Genomic DNA, 17,259 nt, shown 5'->3' on the forward strand with positions numbered 1-17,259 from the left:
CTGCAGAGCTGCTGCGAACAAACGCTAGGTGATCGCGCACACATCCAGAGCCCATGTCCCACTAACCGAGACTTACCGCCCCGACCATTCGGTGGATGGCACCGGCCTACCATCACGAGGACGGCCCGCAACGCACCGATGGAGTTTTTTGACGATGACCAACGAGGTCCTGCACAAAGTTCGTAACTTGCTGCCCACGATCGCCGATCGGGCGCGTGAAGTCGACGAATCGCGACATGTGCCGGCCGAGGCCATCGCCGACCTGCAGCAGGCCGGAGTGTTGAAGATGTTGCAGCCCAAACGTTATGGCGGGACAGAAGGCGATCCCGTCGAGTTCTACGAGGTCGTCCGAGCCATTGCGGGGGCCTGTGGATCCACCGGATGGGTGGCGTCGGTGCTTGGGGTTCATCCGTGGCACCTGGCGCTGTTCGATCAGCAGGCCCAGGACGACGTATGGGGCGAGAATCAGTCGGAGCTGCTGTCGTCGGCCTATGCACCGGTTGGCAAACTCACGCCGGTCGACGGCGGATTCGAACTCGCCGGGAATTGGAGGTTCTCCTCGGGCTGTGAACATGCATCGTGGGCGTTGCTCGGTGCGTTGGTGTTCGGCGCCGAGGGAAGGCCGGTCGATTTCATGACCGTGCTCGTGCCGCGGAGCGACTACAGCATCCAGGATGTGTGGGACGTGGTCGGGATGCGCGGTACGGCCAGCAACGAAATCACCGTCACGAAGGCGTTTGTGCCCGAACACCGCACGATCAGGAACTATGAGACCGCGCAACTTCGCGGTCGTGGACAGAAGGTCAACACCGGGCCGCTGTACCGGCTGCCTTTTGCGACGATCTTCACCTCTGCCGTCGCAGCACCGATCGTGGGTGTGGTGGCCGGATGTCATGAGTCATATCTGACGACGATGCGCGAGCGGGTGCGGCTCAGCCTCGGCGGTGGCCGGTTCGCCGAGGATCAGTCCGCACAGGTGGCCGTAGCCCGGGCGGCTTCGGAGATCGATGCGGCGATCCTGCAGATGGATCGCAACGTCCGGGATATGTGGAATCTGGCCCGGGCCGGCGAAGATCTGCCGATGTGGATGCGGTTGCGGGCCCGCCGGGACCAGGTCCGGGCCACCGAACGCTCAGTCGAAGCCGTCGACCTGTTGTTCAAGACGGCAGGCGGCAACTCTCTGACCCGGGGAAATCCGATCGAACGGGCGTGGCGTGATGCCCACGCGGGCAGTGTCCATGTCGCGAACGAACCCGAACGCGCCCTGGCCTTGTACGGCCGGGGAGCGTTCGGGTTGACGGTCGAAGACAATCTCGTCTAGCGCACGCCGCTAGCCGATCATGTCCAAGACGGCGCGATACGCGAACGTCATTGCGGTACCGAGCGGGACACCGGGGCCGGGGTAGAACCGGCCACTGAGCGACGCACTGGTGTTGCCTGCGGCGTAGAGACCATCGATCGCGGTGTCGTCCTTGCGCAGCACCCGGGCGTCGGCGTCGGTGCGGACACCGCCCTTGGTGCCCAGATCGCTCAGGATGATGCGGGCCGCGTAGTACGGACCGGTTGCGAGCGGTCGCAGCGCGGCGTTCGGCCGGTCGTCGCTCGGTCGGCAGAAGAACGCGTCGTAGGGGTCTTCGCCGCGGTGGAAATCGTCGTCGATGCCGCGCTTGGCTGCGTCGTTGAATCCGTCGACGGTGTGGCGCAGCGTCTCGGCCGGCACGCCGATCTTCTCGGCGAGCTCCTCGATGGTGTCCGCACGCACCCACGTTCCGGCGTCGAGATGCTCGTCGGCCGAGACCTCGGGGATCACGATCGCGGGCAGGACCGGGCCGCCTTCGATCGAGTCGAAGACCAGGTACGACGGAATAGCGGAGTCGGCACCACGAGCGATCATGGCCCGGCCGAACTGGTCGTAGGGCAGGGACTCGTTGAGGTACCGGTGGCCGGACGAGTCGACCACGAGGCCGCCGCGGACACCGACCATGAACGCGCCGGAGCCATCGGGCAGCTCGACGCCCGGGCACCACCAGGCCTCGTCGAGCAGCGCGGTGTCCGCGCCGATCTCGACCGCGGCGCGGATCAGGTCGCCGGTGTTGGCGCCCTGAGGGCCCATGCTCCATTCCGCGCGGCCTGGAGTGTGGTTCACCGAGCGCAGTTCGGTGCTGCCCTCGATACCGCCCGCGGCCAGCAGAACACCACGCTTGGCGTGGATGCGCAGGATCTCGCCGTCGGCTGTCACGGCCTCGACACCCACGACCCGGTCACCCTCGGTCAGGATCCACCGAGCGGACGTATTGGTGCGCAGATCCGCGTGGCCGGTGCCCTGCAACGCCAGCAATAGGCGGCCGATGAGGGCGCGTCCGGCGATGAGGGTCGTGTCCGGATGCTTCTGTCCGGCGCGGTCGATGTGCGGTTCGGGCCGGACCAGCTCCCGGAGGTCGCCGATCTGGTCGCTGCGCAGGGCGACGGGATTGATCGAGCGGCCCGTATCCATCCGCCCCGGCGCCTTGTAGTAGTCGGGGAACGCCTGGTACACGAACTCGATGTTCGGATCGCGTTCGAGGAAATCGACCACTGCCGGGGCAGTCGTCACGTATGCCTCCTGGCGCTCGATTTCGTTGTCGCCGACGACGGCTCGCAGATACGTTCGTGCCTTGTCCGTCGAGTCATCGAGTCCGGCGCGCTCTTGGACAACGGTCCCGGGCAACCAGACCGATGCGCCCGAATACGACGACGTACCGCCGAACAGACCGGTCTTTTCCAACACGATCGTGTCCAAGCCGTTGGCTGCCGCGGTATATGCGCCGGTCAGGGCTCCACCGCCGGATCCCACAACGAGCACGTCGCATTGAATGGTCCAGTCCTGCATCGTCATTCCTCCATGTGGTCGAGTCGGTGTCCCACGCAAGCGCATTCCGGCTTTGGACACGCCGGATATCCCACTGAGTGGGCAGAATACGATCGTTTCCTAGGCTGGTGAGACAGTCGGATATCCAGATCGCACGACAGCGCACGAACAGGAGGTTGGACGGTGCCCAGAATCGCCGAGGCGCGAGACGCTGCGGAACCCAGTTCCGACCATCAGCGGGCCCGCCATCTCCGGATACTCGAAGCCGCAGCGGAGTTGGCGAACGAGAAAGAGTTCGCGCGGGTCCAGATGCAGGAAGTGGCCAGACGCGCGGGCGTGGCGATCGGTACGTTATACCGGTATTTCCCCTCGAAAACGCACCTATTCGTTGCCGTCATGGTCGAGCAGATCGAGCAGATCAACGAGAATCTGGAGCAGCGGCCCCCGGCGGCGAACGGCGGCAAGGACGCCATCTACGAGGTACTCGTCCGGGCGACGCGGGGTCTTCTTCGCAGGCCGGCGCTGTCGACGGCGATCATCCAGTCGAGCAGCACCGCCAACGCGGCGACCGTGCCCGACGCGGGCAAAGTCGACCGTCTGTTCCACGAGATCGTGATGTCGGCGGCCGGGATCGAGGATCCCACCGAGGACGACCACACCGCCGTCCGGCTGTTGATGCAGCTGTGGCTGGGAGTGATCCAGTCGTGCCTGAACGGACGCATCTCCATCCCCGACGCGGAATCAGATATCCGCTCCGCGTGTGACCTCCTGCTGGCGCGGATGTCACCCAGCGATCACGCCCGGACCTCGCACAACGATTTCTGACTGGAATACGTTCCGTTCCGAGGCTCCTTCGACTTCTGTCGAGCGTGCCGTGATCGGTCGTCGTCCTTGTCGAAATCGCGGTTGCGAGTGCTCAAATTCGGTTGAGCGTGCCCAAATTGCCGTTGAGCGTGCCGAAGTCGTCGACCGTCCAGTCTAAGTTTTTTTGATACACCGAAACCCGCCGTGGAACATTGCTCGGCGTCAATAAATAGAATACATTCTAGAAATACCCCCCGGGCGCCTGAACTTCTCGCGCCATTCGAAGGAGCGAACATGAGCAATGTCGTCATCGTGGAAGCAGCGCGCACACCGATCGGCCGTCGCCGCGGAGCATTGTCCGGCCTGCATCCGGCCGTCTTGCTGGGCGCAGCCCAACAGGCCGTGCTCGACCGGACGGGCCTGCCGGCATCCGATGTCGGACAACTGGTCGGTGGCTGTGTCACCCAGGCAGGCGAGCAGTCCAACAACGTCACGCGGCAGGCCTGGCTGCATGCCGGACTGCCCTACACCACGGCCGCGACCACGATCGACTGCGCATGTGGCTCCTCGCAGCAGGCCGTGCACATGGTTGCCGGCCTGATCGCGTCCGGTCAGATCGACGCCGGCATCGGTTGTGGTGTCGAGGTGATGAGCCGGGTGTTCCTCGGTCAGGCCAACGCCCCCGGTACCGGGAATCCGTATCCGGCTGACTGGACCATCGACATGGGTGATCAGTTCACGTCGGCCGAACGCATCGCCGAGCGCCGCGGCATCAAGCGCGGTGACGTCGACGCGTTCGGTCTGCAGTCGCAGCTCCGCGCGGCTGCGGCCTGGGCCGAGGGTCGTTTCGACCGCGAGATCGTGCCCGTGCAGGCACCCGTTGTCGACAAAGAGGGCACGCCCAGTGGTGAAATCGCCACGGTGACCCGCGACGGCGGACTGCGCGACACCACCGCCGAAGGACTGGCCGCGCTGAAGCCGGTCATCGAAAACGGCATGCACACGGCAGGCAACTCCTCGCAGGTCAGCGACGGTGCGGCGGCGGTGTTGCTGATGAGCGAGGAGAAGGCGGCCCAGGAAGGCCTGCGTCCCCGTGCGCGCATCGTCTCCTCGGCGATGGTCGGCTCCGACCCGTACTACCACCTCGACGGACCAATCGACTCCACCCGGATGGTGCTCGAGCGCAGCGGAATGTCGTTGGGCGACATCGACATCGTCGAGATCAACGAGGCCTTCGCCTCTGTTGTCCTGTCGTGGGCGCAGGTCCACGAGGCCGACATGTCGAAGGTCAACGTCAACGGTGGAGCCATCGCGCTCGGCCACCCGGTCGGTTCGACCGGCTCGCGGCTGATCACCAGCGCGCTGCACGAACTGGAACGCAGCGACAAGTCGACCGCGCTGATCACGATGTGCGCAGGCGGTGCGTTGTCGACCGCGACCATCATCGAACGCATCTGACACCCGAAACCACGAGTCCGACAGCGGCATGAACAACAGCGGCATGAAGAACAGCGGCATGAACAACATGGGAATTGAACAACATGGGAATTGAACTCACTGACGACGACCGCGAACTGCGTGATTCGGTACGGGGATGGGCCGCGCGTCACGCGACCCCGACCGTGATCCGGAATGCGGTGGAAGCCAAAACCGAACTGCGCCCCAGCTATTGGTCGTCGTTGGCCGAACTCGGCATGCTCGGACTTCACCTGCCGGAGGAATTCGGTGGTGCCGGTGTCGGACTGGTCGAACTCGCCATCGTCACCGAGGAACTCGGGCGCTCGATGGTGCCCGGACCGTTCCTGCCGACCGCTGTTGTCTCGACGGTTCTGCACGAGGCCGGCCGGACCACCGAACTCGCGCGGTTGGCCGACGGCTCGCTGTTCGGAGCCGTTGCGTTGCAACCCGGTTCGCTGCGGTTGATCCGTGACAACGGCACGGTGAGGTTGTCCGGGACCTCCAGCCACATTCTCGGGGGACAGGTTGGTGACCTCTTCCTGCTGGCAGTCGACGACGACGGTTCCCTGGCCTATGTTGTGGTGCCCCGCGACCGCCTCGACCTCACCGACCTGCCGAGCCACGATCTCGTTCGTCGCAACGCCGAGGCCACGGTCGACGGCCTCGAGTTGTCTGACGCAGATGTACTCGGTCTCAATCCGCAGCGTGTCCTCGACATCGCGGCGACCCTGCTGTCGGCCGAAGCCGCGGGTCTGGCCGACTGGGCCACCACGACCGCGGCCGACTATGCCCGTGTCCGGCAGCAATTCGGCCGGGTCATCGGTCAGTTCCAGGGCGTCAAGCACAAGGCCGCGCGCATGCTCGGGCTGACCGAACAGGCGCGGGTGACGGCGTGGGACGCCGCGCGTGCGATGGGACCGAACACCGATCGCGTCGAGGCCTCCCTGGCCGCGGCTGTTGCCGGCGCGGTTGCGCCCGAGGCCGCGTTCACGGTCACCAAGGACTGCATTCAGATTCTCGGTGGTATCGGCTACACGTGGGAACACGACGCGCATCTGTATATGCGTCGCGCGCAAACGCTTCGAATCATGTTGGGTTCGACCGCCACCTGGCGTCGTCGGGTCGCCGCCCTCACCATCGACGGTGCGCGCCGTGTCCTTGGCGTCGACCTTCCGCCGGAGGCCGAACAAATTCGCGCTGAGATCCGGGCCGAAATTGCCGGTGCGGTGGCGCTCGACGATGCCGAACGTAAGGTGTTTCTGGCTGACAAGGGTTATACGGCACCACATCTGGCCGCCCCTTGGGGCAAGGGTGCCGATGCCATCACCCAGTTGGTCATCGCCGACGAACTGCGGGCCGCCGATCTCGAGCCGCACGACATGATCATCGGCAACTGGGTGGTTCCCACCTTGATCGCCCACGGCAGTGACGAGCAGCTGCAGCGGTTCCTTCCGCCGTCACTGCGCGGTGACATCGTCTGGTGCCAGTTGTTCTCCGAGCCCGGTGCGGGTTCGGACCTGGCCGGACTGAGCACCAAGGCCACCAAGGTCGACGGCGGCTGGAAGCTGCAGGGCCAGAAGGTGTGGACCTCGATGGCGCGCGTTGCCCACTGGGGCATCTGCCTGGCGCGCACCGACGGTGACGTCGCAAAACACAAGGGTCTCTCGTACTTCCTCATCGACATCAGGAACAGTGAAGGCCTCGATATCCGGCCGTTGCGGGAGATCACCGGCGAATCACTGTTCAACGAAGTCTTTTTCGACGACGTGTTCGTGCCCGACGAGTTCCTGGTCGGACAGCCCGGTGACGGGTGGAAGCTGGCCCGCACCACACTGGCCAACGAACGTGTCTCACTGTCCAACGACTCGTCACTGGGCTCCGGCGGCGAAGCGCTGCTCGATCTGGCGGCAACGGTGCCCGGTGGCCTGGACGCCGAGCAGATGACAGTCCTGGGAAAGGTGTTGTGCGACGCGCAGACCGGCGGCTTGATGGGTCTACGGACCACGCTGCGGTCGCTCGCCGGCGGTCAGCCGGGAGCAGAGTCGTCGATCGCGAAGCTACTCGGTGTCGAGCACATCCAGCAGGTGTGGGAGGTTGCGATGGAGTGGGCCGGCCCGTCCTCGCTCCTGACCGGGCAGGATCGGTGGTCCCACACCCAGCAGTTCCTCAACTCTCAAAACCTCTCGATTGCCGGTGGTACCACCAACGTTCAGCTGAACATCATCGGTGAGCGGATCCTGGGCCTGCCCCGCGATCCGGAACCGGTGAAACCAGTGCGGGCATGACCACTACGAAGGAGTCCTAGCCGTGGGTATCGACCTGAACGTGGCATTGTCCGCCGAGCCGACCGTCCGCGACGTGTCCTGGACCGAGCGAGACGTCCTGCTCTATCACCTGGGCCTCGGTGCGGGTGTGAACAATCTGGATCCGGCCGAGTTGGCCTGGGCGTACGAAAAGAAGCTGCGTGTGGTCCCGACCTTCGCAATGGTTGCCGGACAGGGTATTTCGGCCGGCACGATCGCAGCGCCGGGGATGAATCTGCCGGGCATCGACATCGACCTGCGCAAGATCCTGCACGGCGGACAGTCGCTGCAACTGCACGCACCCATCCCGGTGTCCGGCACCGCACAGATCGCATCGCGCGTTTCCGATGTGTGGGACAAGGGCAAGGCGGCGGTGATCGTGCTCGAACAGGCGGCCACCGGCCCCGACGGAAACCCGCTGTGGACCAGTTCGATGCAGATCTGGGCCCGCGGCGAAGGCGGATTCGGGGGACCGGCCGGCCCAGATGCGGTGACAGCGATCCCGGATCGGGAGCCGGACAAGGTCCTCGTTTCCCCGACCACCGCGCAACAGGCGTTGGTATACCGGCTCAGTGGCGACATGAATCCGTTGCATGCCGATCCGGCGTTTGCCAAGATGGCCGGTTTCGACCAGCCGATCCTGCACGGACTGGCGTCGTACGGCGTCGTCTGCAAGGCCGTGATCGATGGTGTCCTCGACGGTGATCCCGCAGTGGTGCAGTCCTATTCGGTGCGATTCGCCGGATCGCTGTACCCGGGGGAGACCATCGAGACCTCCGTCTGGCGCGAAGACAACCAGTTGATCTTGCAGGCCGTCTGCGTCGAACGCGACCAGCAGCCGATCCTCACCCACGCCACGATGGAGATCCGATGAGCCAGGATTCAAACGAGCATCCGACTGTCGGGAACGCGCCGGACGGCATCGTCCTCACATCCATGCCGGGCGAGGAGCCTGTGGATCGGGCCACCGCTGCGGCGCGCCGCGTGGTGGACGCGCTGCTCCGTACCGATCGGGCAAACGCCAACCTCGACCGCGTCACCGAGGAGTTGAACAGCATTGCCGAGCACCTCGAAGAACACGCACCCGAGGTCGCCGTCCGGCTGATCGACATGTGGCGTGGAGAAGGTGTCACCGGCCACGACCCGGTCACCGGTCCCAAGAACGCCATCGCACCACCGCTGACGCTGGTCGGCCGAGATGAAGGCCATGTCGAAGGTGTGGTGAGTTTGACGTTCCCCTATCAAGGCCCACCCGGCCATGTCCACGGTGGCGTGGCGGCGATGTTGCTCGATCACACGCTCGGTGTGGCCAACGCCTGGGCCGGTCGTAGTGGTGCCACCGCACAACTCAATGTGCGGTATCACGCGCCGACGCCGCTGTTCGAGCCACTGACGATACGTGGCCGGTTGATGACGGAGGACGGCAAGAAGATCACGACCGTTGGCGACATCCGCACCGCGGACGGCACGGTCTGTGTCTCGGTTGAGGCATTGTTCATCGACAAGACGGTTCCCCGCCCGCGCTAGGCGGGAACCGGCGAAGGAGACTTCATGGCCAAGTTGGACGGCAGGGTGGCTGTGGTCACCGGAGCCGGTATGGGTATCGGTCGAGGTATGGCCGGGGCGTTTGCCCGCGAGGGCGCCTCGGTTGTCGTCGCCGAGATCGACACTGCTGCAGGCGAACAGACTGCCGCGTGGTTGCGCGACGAGTGGGGTGTTGCCGCGGAGTTCGTCCGCACCGACGTCACCGACAAGGCTCAGGTCCTGGCCATGGTGGACGTGGCGGTGGAGCGTTTCGGCAGGCTCGACATCTTGGTCAACAACGCCTGGCGTGGCTCCGGCTACGCGCGCTTGGAGAACATGACCGATGAGCAGCTGCGTGGCGGTTTCGACATGGCGGTGATGGCGGCGTTCTGGGCGATGCAAAAGGCCTTGCCGGAATTGCAAAAGCACGGCACCGGGCGCGTCATCAACCTGTGCTCGCTCAACGGTGTCAACGCGCATATGTACTCGGTGCAGTACAACGCGGCCAAGGAAGCCCTGCGTAGCCTGACCCGGACCGCGGCCCGGGAGTGGGCGCCACATCAGGTGTGCTGCAACGTGATCTGTCCAGGTGCACAGAGCGAGGCCTACAAGCGGGTGGTCGAGGCCAACCCCCAGATGGCCGCCGGCATGGCTGCGGAGAACCCCATGGGCCGCATCGGTGATCCGCTCGACGACATCGGTCCCGTTGCTGTCTTCCTGGCGAGCGATGACAGCCGGTATCTGACCGGCAACACCCTCTTCGTCGACGGTGGTGCCCACATCAACGGCGTCCAATGGGCGCCTGCTGTCGACTAGTCGTACAAATCGAACAAAAGCACACGCTCCAGTCATAAGCACACGTTGCAACGTGTGCAGATGACTGGAGCGTGTGCTTTTGTCGTCAGACCGTGATCGAGCGGCGCATCATTTTGCCGGTCGCGTTGCGGGGCAACGGATGCTCGGTGATCCTCGCGGAGTGCCCCGGGTGGGTGCCCGCTGGGACACACGTGACTGCATGCGAATGGATGCCTATGCGACTGTCCGGGGTGACGCGATTCAGGTGTTGCCGGCCACCACTTGGAAGCACCCAACCAGTTGGCGCAGGGCAGGGGCGAATCGACATCGGTTACTACAGTTTGTGCACCCTCGACGGTTCGGCCCTTCATCGGGAAGATGTGAGATGTTTCGTCATGCTATCGAAATAGCATGTGGCAGAACAGGATTCATTCAGCAATTCATTGCGAACATCTGTTCGAGAAGGTAGTCTGGAGCCAGTCGACCACAAGCATCACGTATCTGACGCCTTCCCCGCAGAGACACTCCGGTCGACCTTCCGGCTTGACCCTGCTTTGGAAGGTGCTGTGCTATGCGAGTTCTCGAACTGGTCGATTCCCTGATTGATCTGGTGCTACCCGATGGTCCCGGCGGCGTTCTAGGCACGGCGAAGGATCTGATTACCCTACGTAACGTCGCCGAGCATCAACTAGCGGTGTGCGCCGCGGTGATCGACGGGTCGGGTATCGCCCGTAAGGAGGGGTCGACCACGTCTAAGTTGTTGCAGGCCAATGGTGCGGCACCGGTATCGGCGTCGGTGGTTGCGCGTCGGACCGGGCCTCGCCGGTCTGGATCGTACTGCCGGGTATTCGAGGGACGGGTTTCTGTCGTCCGAGCATGTCGATGCGGTGGTCAAAGGTGTCGCGCATGTCCTCGGGCGGTCCGACGATCCGATCACCGCTGAGCAGCAGATCGAGTTCGAACGGAAACTGTTGAACCACGCCATCTCCGGAGCACCACCGGCAGAGATCAGCGCGGCGGCCCGAGCGCTGGGGAATGAGGTGGCGAAGGACACGGGTGGTCCGCCGCCTGCGGAGGATCGGTCGCTGAACAGTCTCGAATACAAAGTTCACGAGGGCCGTTGTGTCGGCACATTCGATCTTGATGCGGTGATCGGGGAGAAGTTGCACTCGGCGTTGGACCTGTGGTCCAGGGCGCGTCCTGAACCTGACGGCTCCGATGATCCGCGTTCTCCGACCCAGCGTCGCGCTGATGCGTTGCATCAACTATTGGATTGTGGTGGTGGTGGGCAAATATTGGTGTCGGCGCCGCGGACCGAGGTGATGGTCACCGTGCCCGCCGATCATCCCGAGGCTGCCACTTTGCCGTGGATGGGTCCGGTCACCGAGGCGACTGCCGCGATGTTGGCGTGTGATTCGTCGATCACCTCGATCACCCTTGATGGGCAGCAGGTTCCGGTCGATTTGAGTCCGCCGAAGCGTTTGTTCGCCGGGCTGGTGCGAAAAGCGATCATCATCCGCGACACCTGCTGTGTGAAATGCGGCGGACATGCCAGTTGGTCGGACTGCCACCACATCGTGCACTTCGTCGACGGCGGCCCGACCACGTTGGAGAACGGCTGCCTGTTGTGTCGCACCTGCCATATGGCGGTTCACAACACTGATTGGGACGTGATCATGGGCTCCGACGGGCACCCGTGGCTGATCCCGCCCGCGGGTATCGATCCGCAGCGAAAACCCTTACCGGCCTACAACAGGCGAACCCTCGCCCTCGCCGCCTGAACCAACTTCACTACCGTCACCACGCGCCACCACCAGCGCACCCGAGATTGTGTCGGGACCGCGCACGCATCTTTGACAACTACACAGTGTGATCGACCGTTGTGTCGGCGCCCGGACATGCCAGGCGCCGACACAACGGTGGCCGGTCTTGGTTCGTCAGACCGTGATCGAGCGGCGCATCATCTTGCCGGTCGCGTTGCGGGGCAACGGATGTTCGGTGATTCGCCACTGCGTCGGGACCTTGTAGTACGAGAGTCGCTCGGTCGCGAAGGCGCGGAGGTCGTCTTCGGTCGTCGATGCTCCCGGCCTGGTCACGATCACGGCGGCGACTTCCTGACCGAGGTCGGGGTGCGGCACGCCGACCACGGCACATTCGGCCACATCCGGATGCTCGTCGAGACACTGCTCGATCTCGGTGGGGTAGACGTTCTCGCCGCCGCGCAGGATCAGATCGGAGCGTCGTCCGGTGAGCTGCAACCGTCCGCCGTCCACGCGGCCGAAGTCGCCGGTTCGCAACCATCGTCCGGGCGCGATTGCGGCGGCGGTGGCCGCTTCGTCCTCCCAGTAGCCGAGCATCACAAACGGGCTGCGCACGCAGATCTCACCCTCGGTGCCTTCGGGGAGCGGTTCACCGAACGGATCGCGGATCTCCAGGCTGACGGTGACGACGGGACGGCCCAGGGTGCCGGGGAACTCCTCGATGTCGGCAGGCGTCGCGAGGGCGATGGCGGTGCTGCATTCGGTGAGACCGTAACTGTCGACCAGTGCGTTGCGCGCGAACGCGAACTTGGCCTGCAGTTTCTCCTTGAACGCAACGGAGGAGGGTGCAGAGGCGAGCGCGAAGGACTTCAGGGACGACAAGTCGTACTTCTCGACGTTGTCGTGCTCGAGGAGCCGGGTGGCCATGGTCGGCACCGCGCCCCAGTTGGTGACCCGTTCCCGCTCTATGAGACCCAGGATGGTGTCGGCGTCGAACGCGCCCTGGTTCATGATCACCGCGCCACCGGTTGCCAGACGCGGAACCACCAGATTGTGCAGACTCGCGATGTGGAACAACGGCGAGGTCAGCAGATGGCGTGCCGGGCTGGGCGCGGTGGGATCGTATGTTTCGCCGCTGAGTTCGGCCATGAACGCGTCACCGTAACGCTGGTAGTCGACTACCGCCAGGAGATTGCGCTGTGAGTGCAATGCACCCTTGGGGCGACCACTGGTGCCACTTGTGTAGAGGATCACCGACGGGTCGTCTTCGTCGACATCCGGGAGTGGCAGATCGGCGCCGTCGTATTCGGCGATGAGCGCGGGAAGGTCTTCTTCCATGGTCAACACGGTGACCGTGCCGGGGACCTCGGGGAGTGAGGCGGCGCGCTTCGCGTCGACCACGAGGACTGTGGGCCGACTGTGCTCTAGGCCGTAGGTGACCTCACGTGGCACCCACCAGCCGTTGAGGCCGACGGTGATGGCACCCAGGGCCTGGGTGGCCCAGAACGTCATGACCCATTCGGGGGTGTTGGCGGCGAGGATGCCGACGCGATCACCCTTGCCGACCCCGTATTTGTCGCGCAGAGCCGTGGCCAGCGCAGCGACGGACCGAGCGTGCTCGGCGTACGAGATGCGGCGGTCGGTTGTGACGAGATAGTCGGCATCGCCCCAGTTCAGGGAGTCAGGAAGGTGCTCGGCCACAGCGCGCCGGCGATTCTTCATCACCTGCATGGACGCACCGAGCACATCTTCTTCGACCAACTCGAACGGTCCGCCGGGACCGGTCAGACGTGTCATCACCGCAGCGATGTGTAGCTGCGGATCGGTGGAGGCAGACATCAAAAGCCTTTCGTTACGTACTGCGATGTACACCACAAAATCTCACGGCACGGGGTATCCATGGTGACGGTTACCACTCAGCGAGACTGGGCCATTCTGCAGACGTTGGCGACGATACCGTTCGGCCAAGAATTGCAGTTGGAGAACATATCAACATGACGCCAGATCTCGGCAGGCCGCGACTTCCGTCGGCCGGTTCGTCGCGGTCGCCAGAGCTTGCTGCGAGACCTTGAGATGGTCGTGACCAGATGTGATTTCTCTACGAGGACAGGAGTTGAGTTGGAACGCGCAACCATGGCGGAGGCATTGCTCGATCGCCTAGGAGACACACACTTGGGTGTGCGCACCCGTGAACGGGATTGGACATGGGACGAGACGGTGCGCGAGAGCGCGGCCCGCGGGTCTCTGGCCGCCTCGCTGAGGGTCGATGGTCCGTACCATATCGGCGTATTGCTCGAGAACACCCCAGAGTTCCTGTTCTGGCTCGGCGGCGCGGCATTGGACGGCGCAACGATCGTAGGAATCAATCCGACGCGTCGTGGCTCCGAACTCGAAGCAGAGATCCGTTATGTCGACTGCCAGTTGATCGTCACCGACGCTGCAGGCATGGACAAATTGCGTGACCTCGACCTCGGGTTGGATGAAGATCGTTTCATCCTGGTCGACGAACCGTCCTATCCCGACCGGGTGCAGGCGCACCGGGTTGAAAACCCTGTCGCAGCGCCGGGGGTGGACGAATCGACTCTGTTCCTGCTGCTGTTCACATCGGGTACCACCGGGATGTCGAAGGCAGTGCGCTGCAGCCAAGGTCGACTGGTCAGACTCGCCTACACGAACTCAAAAAAGTACGGTCACGTTCGCGAGGATGTCGACTACTGCTGTATGCCACTGTTCCACGGCAATGCACTGATGGCGCTGTGGGCGCCGGCCCTGGTCAACGGGGCCACGGTTTGCTTGCCCCGTAAGTTCTCGGCCTCCGGGTTCATGCCGGACGTGAGGTTCTTCGGAGCAACATTCTTCACGTATGTCGGCAAGGCGCTGAGCTACCTGATGGCGACCCCGGAGCAACCGGACGACATCGACAACACACTCGTCCGCGGATTCGGCACGGAGGCATCGCCGGAGGACAGGACGGAGTTCGTCCGCCGATTCGGAGCCGACCTACGTGAGGGCTACGGCTCGTCCGAGGGCGCCGGGTCGGTGGCGATCGATCCGAACACACCCGAGGGTGCACTGGGACGGCCCGCGCACAACGAGATCGCGGTCGTCAATCCGGAGACGAAAGATGTTTGTCTTCCGGCGAAACTCGACCGGCACGGCCGGGTTCTCAACCCGGACGAGGCGATCGGTGAGATGGTCGACATGGGTGGCGCGAAGCGTTTCGAGGGCTACTACAAAAACGAGTCCGCAGTGGCCGAGAAGATCCGCGATGGCTGGTATTGGACCGGCGATCTGGGATACATCGACGAGGACGGCTTCATCTATTTCGCCGGCCGCAAGGGCGACTGGATTCGGGTGGACGGTGAGAACACGTCGGCGTTGATGATCGAACGGATCGTGCGCCGGCACCCGAAGGTCATCGCGACCGGCGTGTACGCGGTGCCCGATCCGCGCTCGGGCGATCAGGTCATGGCTGCAATCGAGGTCGCGGACCTGGCCGACTTCGATCCGGTCGAGTTTGCAGAATTCCTTGGGGCCCAAGATGATCTGGGTACCAAGTCGGCTCCGAGGTACGTGCGTGTCTCGACCGATCTGCCGGTCACCGGATCGAACAAGGTACTCAAACGTGATCTGCAGGCGCAGCTGTGGCGTACCGATGAGCCGGTGTATCACTGGGTTGGTCGTGGGGCACCGAACTACGCACTGCTGACCGAGGCCGAAAAAGTGGCTCTAGAACAGTCCTTCCACACCCACGGTCGCGCGAGGTTCCTTCCAGAACCCGTGTGAGCGTTGCGGCTTTCGTATTCGACGCGATGGCCATTTGACTGACGATCACCTACGAACGGCCTCGGGGCTTTTGGCCCCGGGGCCGTTTTGCATCATGGGCGCGGGCGCCCGTTGAGTCTGTCCGCAGCGATCAGTCGTGCGACGAACGGAGTTCGCGGACCATCTCTTTGAGTTCTCGCACGTCGCGCTGCAGGTCGGTGAGCACCACATGGTTCACCGTGCGAAGGTCTGCAGGTGCAGCCTGGGCCGGGTCGGCTTCCGATGGCTGGGCCGGGTCGGCCTGCGATGGCTGTGCCGGGCCGAGCGTGAAGCCATCAAGGAATATCGCGATCAGGTTCTGTTGGTACTGTGCGGACTTCTCCGTGAGGGTTGCGCGATGGAAACGCACTGTGAACCAAACGGATTCACGCAGCAGCTGGTGGAAGTGGAAAGGATCCACGTCGGTTCGGAACTCACCGGCCTCGACGCCCCGGGCGATCGCGTCCGCCCAGTAACTGTTCGCCACGCGCACCGTGGTGGCGATACGACTATCTGCAGGCGCCGACGACAGGGCACGCTCGTTGTGGTAGATCTCTGTCGCGAACGGATGATCCTTCGCGGCTTCGAAAGAGACGGCGACCATTCGGTCCAGTCGTTCGCGACTCGTCTCGCCCGGGACGACCGCGTTTTTGTATCTCTCGTTCAAGTCGTCGACGAATGCGACGACGATTTCGCAAACGATCGCTTCCTTGGACTCGAAGTAATGGTAGAGGCTGCCGGGGAGGATCCCGACTTCTTCGGCGATGTCCCGGACAGTTGTGCGCGCTACACCGCGTTTGCTGAACAACCGGGCCGAATGAAACAGGATGTTCGCTCGCCGAGTTGATGACACCTGACGTCGCCCCCCGAGGTACCGCGTTTGTCCTGGGTGATCAAGCGCTGCTCGAAAACGGATGCTACACGACCCGACGATGTATCGACCTCGACGACCGGCAGCACAATTCGCCGCTGCCGGCCGGTGGGGTCAAGCGTTGGCAGGGCGGTTGGTCCACGAACCGTCGGCGCGGGCGAACCAGCCGCCGGCCGCGTGAGAGCCCCCGTCGACGTGAATTGTCGTCCCGGTCACGTAGCGCGACATCTCCGAAGCGAGAAACAGTGCGGGGCCGGCAACGTCGTCGGCGCGACCGGGACCTCCCAGTGGTGCCCACTGCGGCCAACGATGGCGGTCGGCGTCGGCTACGAGGCGTTCGTAGGGCACCTGGGGCGTCTCGATGAGGTCGGGGGCGACCGCGTTCACCCGAATACTGTGGCGCCCCACTTCGAGCGCGAGGCTGCGGGTGAAATGGCGTAAAGCGGCCTTGTACGTCGAATATGCGACGTGCCCGGGTATTCCGCGGTGTGCTTCGACAGTGGTCAGGTTGATGATCGATCCGCCGCGGCCGCGCTCGATCATTCCCGGCAATACCGCGTGGGTGACCAGCATGGCGTGATGGAGGTTGATGTCGGCCATTGCAGCCCACTCACTGGTGTCCGCGTCGACGAATGATGTCGGCGGGCGGATGAAGTCGCCAACGTTGTTCACCAGGACATCCGGACAGAACTCGGACAATTGCTGGGCCACAACAGGATCGGTGACATCGGCCATCACGGATCTGACCCCGGTCAGTTCGTCTGCCAGGCGGGTGCAGGCTTCGCCGTCGATGTCGACCGCGACAACGTCGGCACCGTGCGTTGCGAACAGTCGGGTGATGGCGGCACCGATACCTTTTGCCGCGCCGGTCACCACGGCGGTTTTGCCGGTGAGTAAGGGGCCCGGCACGGATGGACTTGGATGCGTTTGCGCGGACATGAATGTCCTTTCGGTGAAAGTGGAGTGAATCCGGATGTCAAGGGCCATCAGGACTGAAGTGACGAGCAAAGTGTTTTGCCTCATGGTGGCTATTTCGGTGTCGGCGCGAGTGGACTTTCTCCATCGAAGGGTCCGACCCAACCAGCGTTAGAT

13 protein-coding genes are annotated in these 17,259 nt (G+C 63.9%); 9 read left to right on the plus strand and 4 right to left on the minus strand.

The annotated features are described in order from the left end of the window. The first annotated feature begins 154 nt into the window (after positions 1-154). Positions 155-1,321, plus strand: a complete 1,167-nt coding sequence (gene hsaA, locus AC1TQG_RS14545) for a 3-hydroxy-9,10-secoandrosta-1,3,5(10)-triene-9,17-dione monooxygenase oxygenase subunit (RefSeq protein ID WP_482137992.1) — start codon at positions 155-157, stop codon at positions 1,319-1,321. Positions 1,322-1,330: 9 nt separating this feature from the next. Here the strand turns inward: hsaA and AC1TQG_RS14550 are convergent, their stop codons facing one another. After that, positions 1,331-2,869 carry an FAD-dependent oxidoreductase gene (locus tag AC1TQG_RS14550; RefSeq protein WP_482137994.1) on the minus strand — a complete coding sequence of 513 codons (1,539 nt, stop codon included), beginning with the start codon at positions 2,867-2,869 and terminating at the stop codon, positions 1,331-1,333. A 162-nt stretch (positions 2,870-3,031) separates the two neighbouring features. Between AC1TQG_RS14550 and AC1TQG_RS14555 the strand changes: the two genes are divergently transcribed. The 7 genes from AC1TQG_RS14555 (at position 3,032) to AC1TQG_RS14585 (ending at position 11,513) form a co-directional block, all read left to right on the plus strand. Continuing rightward, on the plus strand, positions 3,032-3,673 hold the full coding sequence (locus AC1TQG_RS14555) for a TetR/AcrR family transcriptional regulator (protein ID WP_482137996.1): 642 nt from the start codon (positions 3,032-3,034) through the stop codon (positions 3,671-3,673). 273 nt (positions 3,674-3,946) lie between these two features. Then, on the plus strand, positions 3,947-5,110 hold the full coding sequence (locus AC1TQG_RS14560) for a steroid 3-ketoacyl-CoA thiolase (RefSeq protein WP_482137998.1): 1,164 nt from the start codon (positions 3,947-3,949) through the stop codon (positions 5,108-5,110). A gap of 83 nt (positions 5,111-5,193) precedes the next feature. Beyond that, positions 5,194-7,395 (plus strand): acyl-CoA dehydrogenase family protein, encoded by a 2,202-nt coding sequence (locus tag AC1TQG_RS14565; protein WP_482138000.1) that lies wholly within the window; start codon positions 5,194-5,196, stop codon positions 7,393-7,395. Positions 7,396-7,417: 22 nt separating this feature from the next. After that, positions 7,418-8,287: a MaoC/PaaZ C-terminal domain-containing protein gene (locus AC1TQG_RS14570; protein ID WP_482138002.1), complete on the plus strand. Its 870-nt coding sequence runs from the start codon at positions 7,418-7,420 to the stop codon at positions 8,285-8,287. After that, the gene (locus AC1TQG_RS14575; RefSeq protein ID WP_482138004.1) at positions 8,284-8,940 is read left to right on the plus strand and encodes a PaaI family thioesterase; all 657 of its coding nucleotides are present in this window, start codon (positions 8,284-8,286) and stop codon (positions 8,938-8,940) included. The genes AC1TQG_RS14570 and AC1TQG_RS14575 overlap by 4 nt, the downstream gene beginning before the upstream one ends. Positions 8,941-8,964: 24 nt before the next feature. Next, complete coding sequence (locus AC1TQG_RS14580) at positions 8,965-9,753, plus strand: SDR family NAD(P)-dependent oxidoreductase (protein ID WP_482138006.1); 789 nt, start codon at positions 8,965-8,967, stop codon at positions 9,751-9,753. Between the two features lie 749 nt (positions 9,754-10,502). Further along, positions 10,503-11,513: an HNH endonuclease gene (locus AC1TQG_RS14585; RefSeq protein WP_482138008.1), complete on the plus strand. Its 1,011-nt coding sequence runs from the start codon at positions 10,503-10,505 to the stop codon at positions 11,511-11,513. 156 nt (positions 11,514-11,669) lie between these two features. Here the strand turns inward: AC1TQG_RS14585 and casG are convergent, their stop codons facing one another. Beyond that, on the minus strand, positions 11,670-13,331 hold the full coding sequence (casG, locus tag AC1TQG_RS14590; RefSeq protein ID WP_482138010.1) for a steroid-24-oyl-CoA synthetase: 1,662 nt from the start codon (positions 13,329-13,331) through the stop codon (positions 11,670-11,672). Positions 13,332-13,625: 294 nt separating this feature from the next. Here casG and casI point away from each other — a divergent pair, with 294 nt between their 5' ends. Then, positions 13,626-15,278, plus strand: coding sequence for a steroid-22-oyl-CoA synthetase (casI, locus tag AC1TQG_RS14595; protein WP_482138751.1), 1,653 nt, complete (start codon positions 13,626-13,628; stop codon positions 15,276-15,278). Positions 15,279-15,408: 130 nt separating this feature from the next. Here the strand turns inward: casI and AC1TQG_RS14600 are convergent, their stop codons facing one another. Then, positions 15,409-16,149 carry a TetR/AcrR family transcriptional regulator gene (locus AC1TQG_RS14600; protein WP_482138011.1) on the minus strand — a complete coding sequence of 247 codons (741 nt, stop codon included), beginning with the start codon at positions 16,147-16,149 and terminating at the stop codon, positions 15,409-15,411. A gap of 132 nt (positions 16,150-16,281) precedes the next feature. Then, on the minus strand, positions 16,282-17,106 hold the full coding sequence (locus AC1TQG_RS14605) for an SDR family NAD(P)-dependent oxidoreductase (RefSeq protein ID WP_482138012.1): 825 nt from the start codon (positions 17,104-17,106) through the stop codon (positions 16,282-16,284). Between the last annotated feature and the right edge of the window lie 153 nt (positions 17,107-17,259).

This window comes from Williamsia sp. Y844 (assembly GCF_056786475.1).

What these genes read in the sequence shown, in the direction of transcription:
- hsaA (WP_482137992.1), top strand. Translation starts at nt 155, where the DNA reads ATGACCAACGAGGTCCTGCACAAAGTTCGTAACTTGCTGCCCACGATC.
- AC1TQG_RS14550 (WP_482137994.1), bottom strand. Translation starts at nt 2,869, where the DNA reads ATGCAGGACTGGACCATTCAATGCGACGTGCTCGTTGTGGGATCCGGC.
- AC1TQG_RS14560 (WP_482137998.1), top strand. Translation starts at nt 3,947, where the DNA reads ATGAGCAATGTCGTCATCGTGGAAGCAGCGCGCACACCGATCGGCCGT.
- AC1TQG_RS14565 (WP_482138000.1), top strand. Translation starts at nt 5,194, where the DNA reads ATGGGAATTGAACTCACTGACGACGACCGCGAACTGCGTGATTCGGTA.
- AC1TQG_RS14575 (WP_482138004.1), top strand. Translation starts at nt 8,284, where the DNA reads ATGAGCCAGGATTCAAACGAGCATCCGACTGTCGGGAACGCGCCGGAC.
- AC1TQG_RS14580 (WP_482138006.1), top strand. Translation starts at nt 8,965, where the DNA reads ATGGCCAAGTTGGACGGCAGGGTGGCTGTGGTCACCGGAGCCGGTATG.
- AC1TQG_RS14585 (WP_482138008.1), top strand. Translation starts at nt 10,503, where the DNA reads ATGGTGCGGCACCGGTATCGGCGTCGGTGGTTGCGCGTCGGACCGGGC.
- casG (WP_482138010.1), bottom strand. Translation starts at nt 13,331, where the DNA reads ATGTCTGCCTCCACCGATCCGCAGCTACACATCGCTGCGGTGATGACA.
- casI (WP_482138751.1), top strand. Translation starts at nt 13,626, where the DNA reads ATGGCGGAGGCATTGCTCGATCGCCTAGGAGACACACACTTGGGTGTG.
- AC1TQG_RS14605 (WP_482138012.1), bottom strand. Translation starts at nt 17,106, where the DNA reads ATGTCCGCGCAAACGCATCCAAGTCCATCCGTGCCGGGCCCCTTACTC.